This window comes from Streptomyces sp. NPDC004629 (assembly GCF_042873595.1).
Taxonomy (GTDB): Bacteria; Actinomycetota; Actinomycetes; order Streptomycetales; family Streptomycetaceae; genus Streptomyces.
In genome coordinates this window covers 326,227-341,939 of sequence record NZ_JBIALO010000002.1, presented here as the reverse complement: position 1 = coordinate 341,939, position 15,713 = coordinate 326,227, and the positions used below count along the sequence as shown (strand labels likewise).

Genomic DNA, 15,713 nt, shown 5'->3' with positions numbered 1-15,713 from the left:
CCTCACGGTACCCCCGGGAAGCAGCGGGTCCGCGTCCAGTCCCGGGGCACCGCGACCGCGCTCCGGCAGGGCGCCACCGCCACACCCTGGGCCTGGTCTTCCACGACGCGACCGAGGCGCGCAGCGCCCCGAAGGGGCGCGGGGAACTGCGCGACGAGCCACGACGGCGCCGCAGACGACCGACGCGATCGGACGGACTCCGTATCGCGCCGGGCCGAGTCGCCGCACTCGGGACGCCGCACCCGGGACGGCGCACCCACCCGTTGGAGCGCCGGCTCCGCCGGAGTCGGCCGGCACCGAGCGCCGGCCGTCGCGCCGCGGGAGTGCGGCGCCGGGCGACGCCCCGGCGGCGACCGGAACCGATCTGCGGATGACCGTCCTGGCGACTCTCCCCCGCCGGAACCCAGAAGCACTCACAACCGGTCTTGACCAGACGGTTTCTGACGCTACGTCATATACGCGCGTCAACGGTCGGGTCGCACTCCCCGCGATGCCGCACATCGGCCGGATTCTGCTCTTGACGGTCCGGGAGGCACCGGTCCGACGGCACCCCGTCACCGTCCGCCGACGCACCCGAAGCACTACCCTGGAACACAAGTGACGCACCTGCTCACTGTGAGTGTGCGCTGGGAGTGGCGACGATGAGCCCGGTCTATCCGTTCGACGACACGGCGACGGCTCGGGCCGTCATCGGCGACGACGGCACCCTGGTCGAGTGGAACGAGGGCGCCCGCCTGCTGCTCGGCCACCCGGCGGCCGAGGTCGTGGGCCGCCCCGCGGCCCGGCTGCTGGCCGGTGACGGCAACCCGGCCGCACCCACCGGCCCCCGCTGGAACGGAACGGTGGAATTGCGCCACCGCGACGGCCGCGCCATACCGGTGTGGCTGCTCGCTCACCGCCGCCCGCCGCGGGACGGCCGGCCCGGTGACTGGCTCGTCGTCACCCCGCTCACCGGCGGCACACCCGACGCGGCCGACGACCCGCTGGCCACCGCCGCGCTGACCCAGTCGCCGTGTGCCGTCGCGGTCTACGACGACCGGCTGCGGCTGCGCCAGATGAACGACGCCATGGCCGAGGTACTCGGCCTGCCCCAGGATCGCGCCCGGGGCCTGCGGCTGTCGGAGATCGGCGGCAAACCGCAGAGCGACGAGCTCGAAGCCGCCCTCCTGGACGTGCTCACCACCGGCCGGCCCCGGGACGTGCACACGCACACACGCACCGGCGGCGAGAAACAGGCACACGCCTGGCTGGCCCGGATCGCCCCGGTCACCGACGGCGACGGGCGGGTGCGGGGCGTGTGCCTGGCCGCCCACGACTTCACCGAGGGCCATCTGGCCCGGGAGCGGCTGCAACTCGTCAACGAGGCGAGCATGCGCATCGGCACCACCCTGGACGTCACCCGCACGGCGCAGGAACTCGCGGACGTGTGCGTGCCGGCGCTCGCCGACTTCGTCAGCATCGACCTGCTGGATCCCCGCGGACACGGCGGCGAGCCGCCGCGGCGGATCACCGCGCCGGTCACGCTGCGCCGGGTCGCGCACCGCTCGGTGCTGCCCGGCGGCCCCGAGGTGGTCACCCCGGCCGGCCGGGTCGCCGTCTACCCGGAGTCCTCCCCGCAGGCCGGCTCGCTCACCTCGGGCCGCACGGTCGTCGGTTCGGTGCCGTCCGAGCAGCTGACCCGATGGCTGGCCACGGAGTCGGCGCGCGCCCGGCGGGCACTGGAACACGGCGTGCACTCCGTGATGTCCGTGCCGATCCGGGCCCGCGGCCTGACCCTCGGGGTCGCGGTCCTCAGCCGGCACCGGCGCCACGATCCGTTCTCCGCGGACGACGTCCTGCTGGCCGAGGAGGTCACCGCGCGGGCCGCGGTCTGCATCGACAACGCCCGCCGCTACTCCCGTGAGCGCGAGACCGCGATCGCCCTGCAGCGCAGCCTGCTGCCCCGGACACTGCCGCGCACCTCCGCCGTGCAGGCCGCCTCCCGCTATCTGCCCGCGGCCCGCGCCGGGGTGGGCGGCGACTGGTTCGACGTGATCCCGCTGTCCGGGATGCGGGTCGCCATGGTCGTCGGCGACGTCGTCGGCCACGGCATCCAGGCCTCGGCCACCATGGGGCGGCTGCGCACCGCCGTGCGCACCCTCGCCGACATCGACCTGGCCCCCGACGAACTGCTCACCCATCTCGACGACCTGGTGGTGCGGCTGTCCGAGGAGTCGGGCGAGTCGGAGGGCGACGCCGGCGCGGTCGGCGCGACCTGCCTGTACGCCGTGTACGACCCGGTCTCGCGCCGCTGCACCGCGGCGCGCGCCGGGCATCCCCCGCCGGTCCTGGTGCCGCCCGGCGGCACGCCCCGGCAACTGGACCTGCCGGCCGGGCCGCCGCTCGGCCTTGGCGGGCTGCCCTTCGAATCGGCCGACGTGAAGCTGCCCGAGGGCACCGTGCTCGCCCTGTACACGAACGGCCTGATCGACAACCGGCAACGGGAGGCTGGCACCGGCCAGCGGCTGCTGCTGGAGGCCCTGGCGCCCCGCGGGGAGTCACTGGACGAGACCTGCGACCGGATCCTGGGCCGGGTGCTCCCGCCGGGCGGCATCCCGGACGACGTGGCCCTGCTGGTGGCGTGTACCCGGGGGCTGCCCGCCTCCCAGGTGGCCTCGTGGGACATCCCCGCCGACCCGGCCCTGGTGGCGCCGATCCGCAAGGAGGCCGTCGACCAACTGGACGCCTGGGCGCTGAGCGGGATCTCGTTCACCGCGGAACTGGTGGTGAGCGAGCTGGTCACCAACGCCATCCGGTACGGCGCGCACCCCATCCGGCTGCGGCTCATCCACGGCGCGCGGACGCTGATCTGTGAGGTGTCCGACGCGAGTCACACGGCACCGCACCTCCGGCGCGCCAAGACCTGGGACGAGGGCGGCCGTGGACTCCTCCTGGTCGCCCAGCTCACCCAGCGCTGGGGCAGCCGGCACACGACGGAGGGCAAGACGATCTGGGCTGAGCTGGGCCTGATCGAGGAGGACTAGCTGCACTGCCCTGCCGACCGACCGGCCCCCGAACGAACAAGCGCGACAGCACACCCACCCGCCCGGCGCCCCAGCGATCGTCCCCAGCGCAGGCAACCGACGACGCCCCAGACATCCAACCCCGGCACAAGCGGCGCCCGCACCCCAGAGACACCCGGCGACGGCCCTCAGGCGGTCAGGCGCGGCCCAGGCCGGCAACCCCGGCACAAGCTACCAACCACACCCCAGACACCCAGCCGAGGCCAAGGCGGCCAACCGCAACCCAGACACCCCACTACGGCCCAGGGCAGGCAGCCGGGACCGAGGCAACCGGCCCCGGCCCGAGCGACCGGGCGCAACCCCGACACCCCACAGCCAGGGGGCCGGTGGTGATGCGCATGCCGGTCACGAGGGGTCTGCTGATCGGTCTTCCGTGACGCGGATGATCGTCTTGCCCGGGGTGCGCCTGCCGGGGGCGAACGCGGCGGGTGCCTCGGCGAGCGGCCGCACGGCACCGACGGCCGGCTTGAGCCGGCCGTCCCTCAGCCGCGTGGCGAGATCGGCGAGCCGGGCGCGGTCGGGTTCGACGACGAAGAAGACCGCCCGCCCGTCCTTGGGCCGGACCTTGGGCGGCATGACGATGGTGACCAGCGTGCCACCGGGGCGGACCAGGGCGGCCGAGCGGTCGAGGATGTCGCCGCCGATCACGTCGAACACGACATCGGCCTCGCCTGCGTCCTCCAGCTGCTCGGCCTGAAGGTCGATGAAGGTGTCGACGCCGAGCGCGAGCGCCCTGTCCCGGCCGGAGGCCCGGCCGGTGCCGATGACGCGGGCGCCGGCCTCGCGGGCGAGCTGTACCGCGATCGAGCCGACGCCGCCCGCGGCACCATGGATCAGGACGGTCTGGCCTGTGGTGAGGTGGCCGTGGTCGAACAGGCCCTGCCAGGCGGTCAGCCCGGAGATGGGCAGCGCGGCGGCCACGGTGTGGTCGATGCCCGCCGGCAGCGGGGCGAGGTTGCGGGCCTCCACCGCGGTGTACTCGGCGAGCGTGCCGTTACGGGTCCAGTCGGCCAGGCCGAACACCCGCTGTCCGACGCTCAGGCCGGTGGTGCCGTACCCCAGCTCCACGACGACACCGGACAGCTCGTGTCCGGGCACGCTCGGCGTCCGGTCGCGACCGGCGCGATCGGTCCACGTGGCGGGCCAGTCCAGTTCGCCGGGGGTGAAGCCGGCGGCGTGCACCCGCACGATGACGTCGTTCTCGGCCGCATGGGGGTAGGGCATGTCCGTCAGGGACATCCCGGCAGGACCGGCGTCACGGTCCCGCACAGTGATGGCTTGCATAGAGGTCCTTACTGGTGAGGGAAGGGGCGATCCGAGCGCACCGCCCGCTCGCGCGCGGCGCTCATGGCGGTTGCAGGTGGATGTATGCCGTTCTGCATGGTCGATCTCACCTGTTCTCGGGTGTGCAGATCCGGCTCCGGGCACCATCAGCTCGGCCAGGGAGCGCCGATGATGCGCTCGACCGTGGTGGTGCGGCGGAAGCCGGGAACGAAGTGCTCCAGCACATCCGCGTTCACGGTTCCGTTCGTGGTATCGGGGCGGTACTTGAGTCCGTCGACGAAGGCCTGCAAGAACTCGTGCTTGAAGTCGCCCCGCGGATGGACGGCGGTGATCTCGTCCACCCGGCCGCGATCCAGCTCGTCCAGGCCCAGGCCGAGCGCGTCGGTCAGAACCCCGGCATGCGTGAGGGCGATCTCCGGACCCATCCGGCCGGGAACCTCCGGGGTCGTGTGCAGCGCGATCGCCGTCCACACCACATCGGCGGCCGTGGCGGGGAAACCGCGGTCGAGCATGAACCTGCGTGCGTGGTCGGCCCCATCGATCTCGAAGCGTTGCTCCACGTCGGAGAACGGCGTCAAGAGGCCGGTGTCGTGGAACATCGCGGACAGGTAGAGAAGCTCCGGGTCGGGCCCCAGGCCGAGCCTGCGAGCGTGCAGGACACCGAAGACGAAAACGCGCCGTGAGTGGTGGTGGATGAGGGGGTTGGTCATCTTCTGCATGAGGCGGGTGGCTTCGACGGCCGCCGCCGTTTCAGGAACCTCCACCCCCGCGATGATCTCGCTCATGACCTCTGCGCCTTCCGATATCGGTGTGTTACGAATGGACGGTGCGTCCGTCTTCCACACTGCCGACCACCCGGCGTCCGGCGCCGCCTCGGTCCGGCCATGAGTCACCCGAATCCGGACAGACGGGCAGCGGGGATGTGGGCCCCGCTACGCATCGGGTCGCGATCCTCGTCTATGACGGGGTCAAGCTCCTGGACGTCGCCGGCCCCGCGGAGGTATTCGCGGAAGCGAACCGGCTCGGTGCCGACTACACGATCGTGCTGGTGTCGCCGACCGGTGCCGATGTCAGCTCGTCCAACGGGATCCGGGTCGCGGTCGACGCCGCCGCCACGGAGCCTGTTCCCGACACGTTCCTGGTGGCCGGCGCGGACCTCTACCCGCGCACACCTGTCCCCCGCGATCTGATCGAGGCCGCGCGAACGCTGGCGGTCCGGGCCGCCAGGGTCGCTTCCATCTGCACCGGAGCATTCATCCTCGGCGCCGCAGGCCTCCTGGACGGCAAGCGTGCGACCACGCACTGGAAGGTCGCGCACGAACTCGCCTCCCGCTGCCGGGCCACCCGCGTCGAACCCGACGCGATCTACGTCCGTGACGGCACCACCTACACCTCGGCGGGCGTGACCGCCGGCATCGATCTGGCGCTGGCACTCGTCGAGGAGGACCAGGGCCCCGAACTGACCCGCGATGTCGCCCGCGCCCTGGTGGTCTATGTGCAGCGTTCGGGCGGCCAGTCACAGTTCTCCGCCCCACTGCAAGGACCGCCGCCCCGGTCTCCGGCCCTGCGCAGAATCACCGACCTGATCACGGCGAATCCCGGGGGAAACCACTCACTCGGCGAACTCGCCAAGCACCTCAATGTGAGCCCTCGGCATCTCACGCGGCTCTTTCACGACGAGCTGTCCACCACTCCGGCCCGTTACGTGGAGATGATCCGGTTCGGCATGGCGAAAGCTCTGCTCGACCAAGGGCATACCGCGACGCGGACGGCGTCCCTTGCCGGATTCCCGAATTACGAGAGCATGCGGAGAGTTTTCGTGCGGCAGTTGTCGATCAGCCCGGCCGCCTATCAGCGCCGATTCGGCACAGCGCGCCGGGCCAACGCGGGATAGTCCGGACATTCGACCGCGGCTCAGGCGCTCAGCCAGGGGCGGATCTGTTTGCGGGCCTCATGGAGGCGGGACTTGAGGGTGCCGAGGGGGATGCCGATGCGGTCGGCGATCTCGGCGTAGTCCAGTTGGCAGATGTCGCGGTAGACCAGCGGAGCGACCAGGTCGGGGTGCTCGCGTTCCAGCCGCTCCAGCGCCTCCAGCAGGTCCACCCGGGAGCCGGCGATCACGCTGGTGGTACGCGGGTCGACCTGCGCGGCGGGCTCGATGGAGGCGGGCTGTTCGGCGGCGCGGCGCTTGAGTTCGCGGTACTTCTGCCGGGCGCAGTTGGCGACGACCGTGTACAGCCAGGTACTGAAGCGGCTGCGGCCCTCGAAGGTGGAGATCTTCCGGGCGACCTGCAAAAGCGCGTCCTGCGCGGCTTCCTCCGCGTCCTCCCGGCACGGCAGGAAGCGTCCGCAGCGCCGCACGACCTCGGGCCGGACCTCGCTCAGAAGCCGGTCCAGGGCCGCCGGGTCGCCGGCGGCGGCGCGCCGGGCGAGGTCTTCGGTCAGCGCCGGGTCGTGCACGAAAGGCCCCCTCGAAGTCGATCTCAGGGCAGGCATGATAGTCCCATGCAATCCAGCGAGCGGATCGGCCGGTACCGTCTCGAACGACGTCTGGGCAGCGGCGCCTTCGGCACGGTGTGGCTCGCCCACGACGACCGGCTGGAGGCGCCCGTCGCGGTGAAGGTCCTCGCCGAGAACTGGTCGCACCGCCTCGACATCCACGACCGGTTCCTGTCCGAGGCCCGGCTGCTGCGCCGGGCCGACTCCAACCGGGTCGTACAGGTCTACGACATCGGTGAACTGCCCGACGGCAGGCCGTACTTCGTGATGGAGTACGCCGACGGGGGCACCCTCGCCGAGCTGTCGGCCGCTGGCCCCGTCCCGGTGGCGCGGGCGCTGCGGCTGACGGCGCTGGCGGCGCGCGCCGCGGCGGCGCTGCACGAGGCGGGGATCGTGCACCGCGACATCAAGCCGAGCAATGTGCTGCTGCGCACCGCGCCGGACGGCAGCAGGCGGGTGCTGCTCGCCGACCTGGGGCTGGCCAAGAGCCTCGCTCAGGCATCCGGGCTCACCCTGGCCGCCGGCTCGGCCGGGTACCGGCCGCCCGAGCAGGCGGAGCCGGGCGCGGGCATCGACGCGCGCGCCGACGTCTACAGCCTCGGCGCGGTCGGCTACGAACTGGTCACCGGCACCGTCCCGGCGGCTCCGGGCAGGGTGGTGCGGCCCGAGCGGCTGCGTGCGGACCTCGACGGCGAGGCGGGGCGGGCCCTGATGCGCGCGCTGGAGCCGGACCGGGAGCGGCGCTGGCCGAGCGCGCAGGCGTTCGCGGAGGAACTGGACCGGCTGGCGGCGCGGACGCCGGCGGCGCCGGCGCGCGGCCGGTCCGCCGGGGTCAGGAAGCGGTTCGGCACGCTCGCGCTGGCCGGCGCGGCGGCTCTGGCCGCCGGTGTCGCGGCCGTCGCCGTCACGCTGGTGACCCGGCAGTCCGCGCCGGACACGGTGCGGGTCACGGACACCACCGGACGGATCGTGGCCGAGGTCCCGTCCGGCTGGGCTCGCCGGCTGCGTGACGCCGGCTGGAATCCGCGGGCGCTCGGCCTGCGGTCCGGGCAGGAACCGGGGCTGGCCGTGGCCGACGACCTGGCCCGGTGGCAGGACCTGACGGCGCCGGTGAACGGCGTGTTCATCGGGCTGAGCGAGCACGGCGAGGTGACGCCCGAGGTGAACGCCCTCGCGCACCCGGGCTGCCACTACGCCGGCAGCCGCGCCTTCGCCGACGCGCACTGGCGGGGCCGGACCCGGACCTGGGACGGTTGCGCCGGCGGTGGCTCGATCACGGAGACGGGGCTCGGCCCGGCGGACGGCGAGGCGAGGCCGCAGGTGTATGTGCAGGTACGCGAGCACGGGAGCCCCGACGCGACGGACGGCATACTCCGCTCACTACGGGTCACCTGAGCAGACGACCCGCACACCCGACCCCCGCCGCGACACCAGAGCAGACGGCCCCGCACACCCGCCCCGCTCCGGGACACCTGGGAGGGCGGTGGGGAAACCGGCGGGCTGGGCGAGAAATCCCCGCAGGCCGCGAACCTTTTCCGCGGGCCGCGCATCGGAGTGTGATGACGGCGCACCGAGCGCCGCGGGCACGCGTCCGGCGCGCGCCTTGAAGATCCAGGAGTGTGGACAGACATGGCGTACACGTCCCAGACCTCGCACCGGGCGGCCCTGCTCGTGACCTCCGTCGCCGTGCTGGGCCTGCTGACCGCGTGCGGCGACGGCACCGGCATCCGGAGCGGCCCGCAGCAGGTCTCGGGCACGGCGGCGCCCGCGACCGGCGGCCCGACGACCGAGGACGCCACGGCGGACGGCACACCGTCGGGAACGCCGACGGCGGGCCGCGGGACCCCGTCCGGTGAGCCCTCTTCGCCGCCCGCGCCGCACGACGGCGCGAACAGCGCGGCGACCCCCACGTCCGGCGGCGGCTCCCGCTGTCACACCTCCGAGCTGAGCGCATCCGTGGGCCGCAACAACCCGGGCGCGGGCCAGGAGAACTTCCCGATCGTGCTCACCAACGCCTCCGCCCGCACGTGCACCGTGCACGGCTACCCGGGCGCCGCCTTCGTGACCGCCTCCGGCGGCCGGCTCGGTCCCGATCCCGAGCGCACCTTGGGCACGCCCGCGACGGTGACGCTGAAGCCGGGTCAGAGCGCCTGGGCCGGGCTGACCTTCTCCAACCCGGAGATCAGCGGCGCCCGCACGGCGACGCCCGCCGCGCTGCTGATCACTCCGCCGGACGAGCGGGACCAGCTGAAGGTGGCGTGGACGGCCGGCCCGGTGCCGGTGTCCGGCAACGCCTCCGCCGTCTCCCTGACGGTCCTCGCTCCCGGAAGCGGCGCCTGACCGCTCCCCTTCCCGCCCCGTCCCGCCCCGTGAACCCCCGTCGTCGGGCCGCCGGGCGGCCGGGCGGAGTTCCCGGGTGGGGCCGGCTCCTCGTGACGGCCGGTCAGCGTCCACCGTGACCGCCGCCGGAGCCGTATCCGCCTCCGCCGTACCAGCCGTCCCAGGAGCAGGTGCCGGGGTACGGGTAGGGGCGGTGGCCGGCACCGCCGGTGCAGGGGCCGGTGGAGCCGGTGCCGGACGGGGTGGGCCGCGGAGCCGGCGTCCTCGTCGCCGACGGTGCGGGGGACGCGGACGGGGCCGGTTCGGCCCCGGGCGGCGGCTCGGCGGTGGCCGTGGGCGACGGCCCGTCGTCGGTGCCCCAGTTGACCACCTGCATCCGCAGTTCGGGCCGCGAGGTGTCGATCACCCAGCGCTGGGCTTCGCCGGCCGAGCGGGTCTTCACGACGAGGGCGCCCGACCCGTCGGTGGCGGCGGGGACGAGGGCCAGGTCCTGGTTCCAGCGGGGCACGAGGGCGCCCTGGAGGGTGAAGTCGTAGCGGACGTTCCTGGTGCGGGGCTGCGCCGCGCCCGCGCACGGCGCCAGCCGGACCGAGTAGCCGAGGTGGGAGTCGAGGCACAGGTCCGGGGCGGCGGCGTTGCGCAGCAGTCCGTCGCTCTCGTACGCCCACTGCTGGGACGCGGTCGAGGAGCACGGGGCCAGTTCGGCCTCCGCGCCGTCGACGGCCTTCTTGCCGGCGACGCCGACGCAGCGTCCGGAGGCGAGGTTGTGCAGCCTGCCGCGCAGGGTGCCCTGGGCGCTCGCGCTCGCCCCGATCCAGGACGGGTCGGACGACGTGGGGCCCGAGCCGGGTGTCCGGCCGGGCTCCGTGCCGGGGCCGGGCGTCGTGCCGTGGCCGGGGCCGAGGACGGACCACAGGACGAACGGCAGCACGACCAGTGTGCTCACGGTCGTCGCGGCCAGGGCGAGGTTGCGCCGGCGGACCCGGCGGGCCGCGCGCTCGGCGGAACGTGCGGCACGGGCGCGCGGCGCGGACGGCACCGGACGGCCAAAGCCGCCGCCGCCGAAGGGGCGGCGGGGTGCGGCGCGGCGCCCCGACGGCCTGCGGCCGGCCTCCTCGGCTCCGGCCCCCGGCGGTGACTCGGCCGGTGCGCCCGCCGGCGGGCCGAAGGACTCGCCTCCGGGCGGTCCGGCCGGCGGGTGCGGTGCGGGCCGGTCCTCGGCGGGCTCTGCGGCCGGTCCGACCCGCGAGGCGACGTACTCCTGGGCGCCCCAGCCGAGCACGGCCTCGGCCAGGGCGATGCCGAGCAGCCCGTTGAACTGGTTCAGCTGGTCGGCGGTGTGCCGGCAGTGTGCGCAGCCGCCCAGGTGCTGTCCGAGGTCCGGGTCGACGTCGACGCCGGTGCGCCGGTAGGTGACATCGAGCATCCGGACGTAGCGCAGGCACTCCTCCTGCGGGGCGAGTTCGCGGTGGACCTGTAGGCACTCCTCGCGCAGCCGCTCCCGGGCCCGCCGCAGTTCCACGCCGGCGACCCGCTCGTCGAGGCCCAGCAGGGCGACCGGCACCGTGAGCGGTTCCGCCTCGACCTCGGTGTGCCACAGCAGGGCGCGGGCGGTCTGCGGCAGCCGCTGGAACGCCCGGGACAGCAGGCGCCGGTCCGAAGGCGGCAGCAGCCGGGCCGCGGCCCGCTCCCCGGCGGCGGAGGAGCGCAGCGCGGCATGGAGCAGTTCCTGACGTCCGTCGCCGTCCCACTCCGCCGCGATGCGCCGCACGGTGACCAGGAGTTGGGGGCGCCACGCGGAGGTGGGTGGCCCCACTTGTCTGAGCGATTCACCGAAGAGCCGGGTGAAGGCGGCCGTGGTGAGCATGCCGGCCGAGCGCGGCCCGTCGGTGCACAGCCGGGCGTAGCCGAACACCGCTTCCCAGTGCCGGTCGAGGAGTTCGCCCACGGGATGCGGTGCGGGCGTCGTCCCCGTCCACTTCCGCAGTTCGGCACTCAACTGCTCGTCCGTGTTTTCGAACGGCCGAGCGGAAACCGGGGAATTCGGCGGGCCTGCGTCTTTCACGGCTGCATTCCTCCCAGACGCCATGCGGAAATAAGTCCGTACCAGGGGACGCGGCATCTCGAACGTCGGCCGTGCGCGGCCTTCTGACAGAAAATCAATGGTCCGCAGCGCCGCACGGCACACCTTGGCACAGGGGCTCATGTCAGAACAAGGGATTCGAGGTTTTTGGCATTGACCGGCGGAGCCAGCGGAATTGACGCAAAGTCAAGGTGCAGCATGTGCCGGTTGTCGCCGGGGCGACGGCCGAATTACGTCCCGATACGCGGTCTGACCGCGACGCCCTCCGGAAGCCGGTCCGTGCGGCGGCGACGTCGCGCCGCACGGACCCCACTGACCGTCAGTGACCGCTGATGGCGTGCGGGGCGTAGGGCCGCTCCAGTTCCTCGATCTCCTTGTCGGTCAGCTCCAGTTCCACGGCGGCGACCGCGTCCTGAAGGTGCTGCGGCTTGGCCGCGCCGACGATCGGCGCGGTCACCGTGGCCCGGTGCAGCAGCCAGGCCAGGGCGATCCGGGCCCGCGGCACCTCCCGCTCGGCGGCGATCCGGCCGACGGCCTCGACGATCGAGCGGTCGCTGTCCAGGTAGAGCCGGCTGCCGAACGTGTCGTTGGCGCTGCGCTCGGTGACGGCGCCCCAGTCGCGGGTGAGCCGGCCGCGGGCGAGCGGGCTCCAGGGCAGCACCCCCACGCCCTGGTCCGCGCAGAGCGGAAGCATCTCCCGTTCCTCCTCGCGGTAGATCAGGTTGTAGTGGTTCTGCATGGACACGAACCTGGTCCAGCCGTACCGGTCCGCCGTGTACTGGGCCTTGGAGAACTCCCACGCATACATCGAACTGGCCCCGATGTAGCGCACCTTGCCCGCCTTGACCAGATCGTGCAGCGCCTCCATGGTCTCCTCGACGGGCGTGTCGTGGTCGTAGCGGTGGATCTGGTACAGGTCGACGTAGTCGGTGCCGAGGCGGGTGAGGCTGTGGTCGATCTCCGACATGATCGCCTTGCGGGACAGTCCGCCCCCGTTGGGTCCGGGCCGCATCCGGCCGTGCACCTTGGTGGCCAGCACGATCTCGTCGCGCCGGGCGAAGTCGCGCAGCGTCCTGCCGACGATCTCCTCGCTGGTGCCGTCGGAGTAGACGTTCGCGGTGTCGAAGAAGTTGATGCCCGCCTCCAGCGCCTGCCGGATCAGCGGGCGGGCGGCCTCCTCGCCGAGGGTCCACTCGTGCACGCCGCGGTCCGGCTCCCCGTAGGTCATGCAGCCCAGACAGATCCGCGACACGTCCAGGCCCGTCGAACCGAGCTTCACGTACTGCATCGTTGCTGCTCCTGCCTTCGGGACGGTTACCTCCTCGGAGCGTACGTCGTCGCCGGCCCCCCGACTTGACTGCGGCGGGGCGCGCGGGCTTTGATCGGGATCACGTGTCCGGCGCCCCGCGCGGGCACAAAGAGGTGCGCCCAGCCGGTGACGGACACGTTCTCAGCCCGGCCGAAGTCGCCAGGACCGCCAGGCCGGTCCGAGGCGGGGCCGTACCCGCGATGGATGGAGCGGTCATGCCCGCGAAGGGTGCACTCCGCGTCGCAGGTCCCGCAACGACCGTCGGCGCGCGGCTCGTGGCCACGGTCGTCACGGCGGCCCTGCTGCTGGCCGGCTGCGGATCCTCGGCGGACTCCGAAAAGGCCCGGCCCGATTCCGGCCGTGCCTCGTCCGGGGTACGGCTTCCGCCGCGGCACGCCGGCTTCGACTACCAGCTCGGCGGCGCCTATCCGCCCCCGGCCGGCGTCCGCGTCGTCAGCCGTGACCGCACGGACCCGCCCGCGCCGGGCCTGTACAACATCTGCTATGTGAACGCCTTCCAGGCCCAGCCGGACGAGGCCGACGCATGGCCCGCCGACCTGCTGCTGCGGGACGCCCACGGCAAGGTCGTCGTGGACGAGGACTGGGACGAGCCGCTGCTCGACATCGGCACCGCGGCCAAGCGTGAACGGGTGGCCGAGCGGGTGGGCCGCTGGATCGACGGCTGCGCGGACCAGGGGTTCGACGCGGTCGAGCCGGACAACTACGACAGCTACACCCGCTCCGGGAAACTGCTGAGCGCCGAGGACGCGACCGCGTTCATCACCCTGCTGTCCCGGCGCGCGCACGCCCGGGACCTGGCCATCGCGCAGAAGAACACCCTGGAACTGGCCGACCAGAGGCGGCGGGCCGGCCTCGACTTCGCGGTGGTGGAGGAGTGCGGCGAGTGGGACGAGTGCGGCGCGTACGCCGACGCCTTCGACGACCGCGTCCTCGTCGTCGAGTACACGGACGGCGGACTGCGCAAGGCACTCGCGGGCTTCGGCGACCGCCTCAGCATCGTCCGCCGGGACCTGGCGGTGTCGACTCCGGGCAGCGACGGCTACGTGCGCAAGGTCCGCTGACCCGCGCCCTGCCCGGGGCACGGCCGCGCGGCTAGGTCGACGCCCGGGGCCGCTCCAGCAGGTCCAGGGCGCGCTCCCATGCGAAGTCCGGCCTGTGGCCCCTCCCGTCGGGTTCCCCGGTGTACGGCTCGCCGATGCGCACGTCCATGGCGCGCAGCCGCTCCAGGCTCGCCCGGTAGGCGGGGTGGGCGGCCAGCGCTTCGTCCACGCAGGGCAGGACGGCGATCGGCACGCCCAGGCCGTACGCCTCGCACAGGGTGCCGAGAGCGAGGGTGTCCGCGATCCCCGCCGCCCACTTGTTGAGGGTGTTGAATGTTGCGGGCGCTACGACCACGGCGTCGGGCGCCGGGAAGGGGCGGGGTTCGCCGGGGGCGCGCCACGCCGAACGGACGGGACGGCCGGTCTGCGCCGCGGCGGCACCGGCGTCGAAGAAGCCGCCCAGGGCGTTCGGGGTGGCCGTGACGCCGACCATCCAGTTCCGCTCCTGGGCGGCGGTGATCAGTTTGCCGACGCCCGCGGCGATCCCGGCCGCGCACACGACGAGCTGGAGGAAGGGCTTCTCGTCCGGTTCGGTCATCCGGGCACCCTACGCCGCCGCGGGGCCGGCCGGTCCGGGGTCAGTCCTGCTGATCCGTGACCGTGATGGCGCCGACCGGGCAGGCGCGGGCGGCGTCGCGGACCAGGGGGTCGCCGCCGCCGTCCTGCCGCCCGGTCAGCAGCGTGCTGTAGCCGTCGTCGTCCTGGGTGAAGACGTTAGGGGCGGTCAGCGCGCACTGACCCGCGCCGATACAGACATCCCTGTCGATCTCGATGTGCATGGCATGAGCCTCTTACCAAGTCACGGGGAGTTCCAGCATCCCCTGGATCGTGTCGCCGGGCTTGAACGGGATCTCGTCCGCCGGCGCGGCGAGACGGAGCGTGGGCAGCCGTTCGAACAGGGCGGCCAGGGCGATCTCCAGCTCGGTGCGGGCGAGGTTCTGGCCGAGGCACTGGTGGATGCCGAAGCCGAAGGCGACATGGTGGCGGGCCGAGCGGTGCCAGTCGAGCGTGTCCGGTCCGGGGTAGGCGTCCGCGTCGCGGTTGATCACCGAGGTGGAGAAGACCACGCCGTCGCCGGCCCGGATGGTGGTGCCGGCCACCTCGATGTCCTCGGTGGCGAGCCGCAGCAGCCCGTCCGCGATGGACAGCATCCGCAGCAGTTCCTCGACCGCGGCGGGCAGCAGGGAGGGGTCGGCGCGCAGTTCGGCGAGCCGCTCGGGATGCTGGAGCAGCGTGTAGGTGCCGAGCGAGATCATGTTGGCGGTGGTCTCGTGGCCGGCGATCAGCAGGATGATCGCGAGGGCGACCAGTTCCTTGCGGCCCGGGGTGCCCTCGCGCGCCTGCTGCTCGACCAGTTCGTCCAGCAGGCCCTCGCCGGGCTTCTCGCGCTTGCGGTCGATCAGGTCGCCGAGGTATTCCTCCAGCCGGTCCCGGGCGTCCTGTGCCGCCTCGGCCGTGGGGCCGCGCAGCAGCCGCCGGGACTGCTCCTCGAAGAACTCGTGGTCGGCGTAGGGGACGCCGAGCAGCGCGCAGATCACCATGGAGGGTACGGGCAGCGCGAACGCGCCGACCAGTTCGGCGGGCGGGCCCTCGGCGATCATCCGGTCCAGCAGATCGTCGACGATGCGCTGGATGCTCGGCCTGAGCGCGGTGGCCCGCTTGAGCGTGAAGCTGGGGATCATCATCCGGCGCTGGTCCCGGTGCTCGGGGTCGTCGACGCCGACGAGGGCCGTCGTGACGTCGCGGATCCCGGCGAACCGGGGTGCCGTGATGGGGAAGCCGGCACGGGTGCGGTTGCTGGACAGACGCGGGTCGACCAGCAGGTCGCGGGCGAGCGCGTGCCCGGTGACCAGCCAGGCGGGGCGCCCGTCGTAGAGGGTGACGCGGGCCAGCGGCCGGGAGGCGCGCAGCGGGTCGTAGCCGACGGGCGGCTGATAGGGACAGGTCCGGTCCTGTGGAAAGGCGACGGGCTCCGACAATTCCGTCATGGAAGACCTCACAGACGAAGAGTGCTT

Annotated in this window: 13 protein-coding genes; 5 read left to right on the top strand and 8 right to left on the bottom strand. The window is 73.2% G+C overall.

All coding sequences use genetic code 11. The features are described 5' to 3' along the window. Positions 1–641 precede the first annotated feature (641 nt). Positions 642–3,023, top strand: a complete 2,382-nt coding sequence (locus ACFYTE_RS04525; RefSeq protein ID WP_388704757.1) for a SpoIIE family protein phosphatase — start codon at positions 642–644, stop codon at positions 3,021–3,023. Positions 3,024–3,407: 384 nt separating this feature from the next. Here ACFYTE_RS04525 and ACFYTE_RS04520 read toward each other — a convergent pair whose 3' ends face one another. Further along, entirely contained in the window at positions 3,408–4,346 is a 939-nt protein-coding gene (locus ACFYTE_RS04520) for an NADP-dependent oxidoreductase (RefSeq protein ID WP_388704755.1), read from the bottom strand. A 146-nt stretch (positions 4,347–4,492) separates the two neighbouring features. Next, positions 4,493–5,131: an HD domain-containing protein gene (locus tag ACFYTE_RS04515; protein ID WP_388704753.1), complete on the bottom strand. Its 639-nt coding sequence runs from the start codon at positions 5,129–5,131 to the stop codon at positions 4,493–4,495. 137 nt (positions 5,132–5,268) lie between these two features. Between ACFYTE_RS04515 and ACFYTE_RS04510 the strand changes: the two genes are divergently transcribed. Continuing rightward, on the top strand, positions 5,269–6,240 hold the full coding sequence (locus tag ACFYTE_RS04510; RefSeq protein ID WP_388704751.1) for a GlxA family transcriptional regulator: 972 nt from the start codon (positions 5,269–5,271) through the stop codon (positions 6,238–6,240). A gap of 20 nt (positions 6,241–6,260) precedes the next feature. On the opposite strand, the gene ACFYTE_RS04505 is transcribed toward ACFYTE_RS04510, so the two are convergent. Beyond that, the gene (locus ACFYTE_RS04505) at positions 6,261–6,806 is read right to left on the bottom strand and encodes an RNA polymerase sigma factor (protein WP_388704749.1); all 546 of its coding nucleotides are present in this window, start codon (positions 6,804–6,806) and stop codon (positions 6,261–6,263) included. Between the two features lie 45 nt (positions 6,807–6,851). Between ACFYTE_RS04505 and ACFYTE_RS04500 the strand changes: the two genes are divergently transcribed. Continuing rightward, positions 6,852–8,240 (top strand): serine/threonine-protein kinase, encoded by a 1,389-nt coding sequence (locus ACFYTE_RS04500; RefSeq protein ID WP_388704747.1) that lies wholly within the window; start codon positions 6,852–6,854, stop codon positions 8,238–8,240. 234 nt (positions 8,241–8,474) lie between these two features. Next, entirely contained in the window at positions 8,475–9,185 is a 711-nt protein-coding gene (locus ACFYTE_RS04495) for a DUF4232 domain-containing protein (RefSeq protein WP_388704745.1), read from the top strand. Between the two features lie 103 nt (positions 9,186–9,288). Here ACFYTE_RS04495 and ACFYTE_RS04490 read toward each other — a convergent pair whose 3' ends face one another. Both ACFYTE_RS04490 and ACFYTE_RS04485 read right to left on the bottom strand, forming a co-directional pair. Beyond that, positions 9,289–11,274 (bottom strand): ricin-type beta-trefoil lectin domain protein, encoded by a 1,986-nt coding sequence (locus ACFYTE_RS04490; protein ID WP_388704743.1) that lies wholly within the window; start codon positions 11,272–11,274, stop codon positions 9,289–9,291. 313 nt (positions 11,275–11,587) lie between these two features. Next, complete coding sequence (locus ACFYTE_RS04485) at positions 11,588–12,556, bottom strand: aldo/keto reductase (protein ID WP_388704741.1); 969 nt, start codon at positions 12,554–12,556, stop codon at positions 11,588–11,590. A 236-nt stretch (positions 12,557–12,792) separates the two neighbouring features. Here ACFYTE_RS04485 and ACFYTE_RS04480 point away from each other — a divergent pair, with 236 nt between their 5' ends. Beyond that, a complete protein-coding gene (locus ACFYTE_RS04480) occupies positions 12,793–13,659 on the top strand; it encodes an endo alpha-1,4 polygalactosaminidase (RefSeq protein ID WP_388704738.1) in 867 nt (288 codons plus the stop codon). 31 nt (positions 13,660–13,690) lie between these two features. On the opposite strand, the gene ACFYTE_RS04475 is transcribed toward ACFYTE_RS04480, so the two are convergent. The 3 genes from ACFYTE_RS04475 to ACFYTE_RS04465 are packed head-to-tail and all read right to left on the bottom strand — an operon-like array spanning position 13,691 to position 15,686. Next, on the bottom strand, positions 13,691–14,236 hold the full coding sequence (locus ACFYTE_RS04475) for a flavoprotein (protein WP_388704735.1): 546 nt from the start codon (positions 14,234–14,236) through the stop codon (positions 13,691–13,693). A 40-nt stretch (positions 14,237–14,276) separates the two neighbouring features. Beyond that, the gene (locus ACFYTE_RS04470; protein WP_388704732.1) at positions 14,277–14,477 is read right to left on the bottom strand and encodes a ferredoxin; all 201 of its coding nucleotides are present in this window, start codon (positions 14,475–14,477) and stop codon (positions 14,277–14,279) included. A 12-nt stretch (positions 14,478–14,489) separates the two neighbouring features. Continuing rightward, positions 14,490–15,686, bottom strand: coding sequence for a cytochrome P450 (locus ACFYTE_RS04465; RefSeq protein ID WP_388704729.1), 1,197 nt, complete (start codon positions 15,684–15,686; stop codon positions 14,490–14,492). Positions 15,687–15,713: the final 27 nt, after the last annotated feature.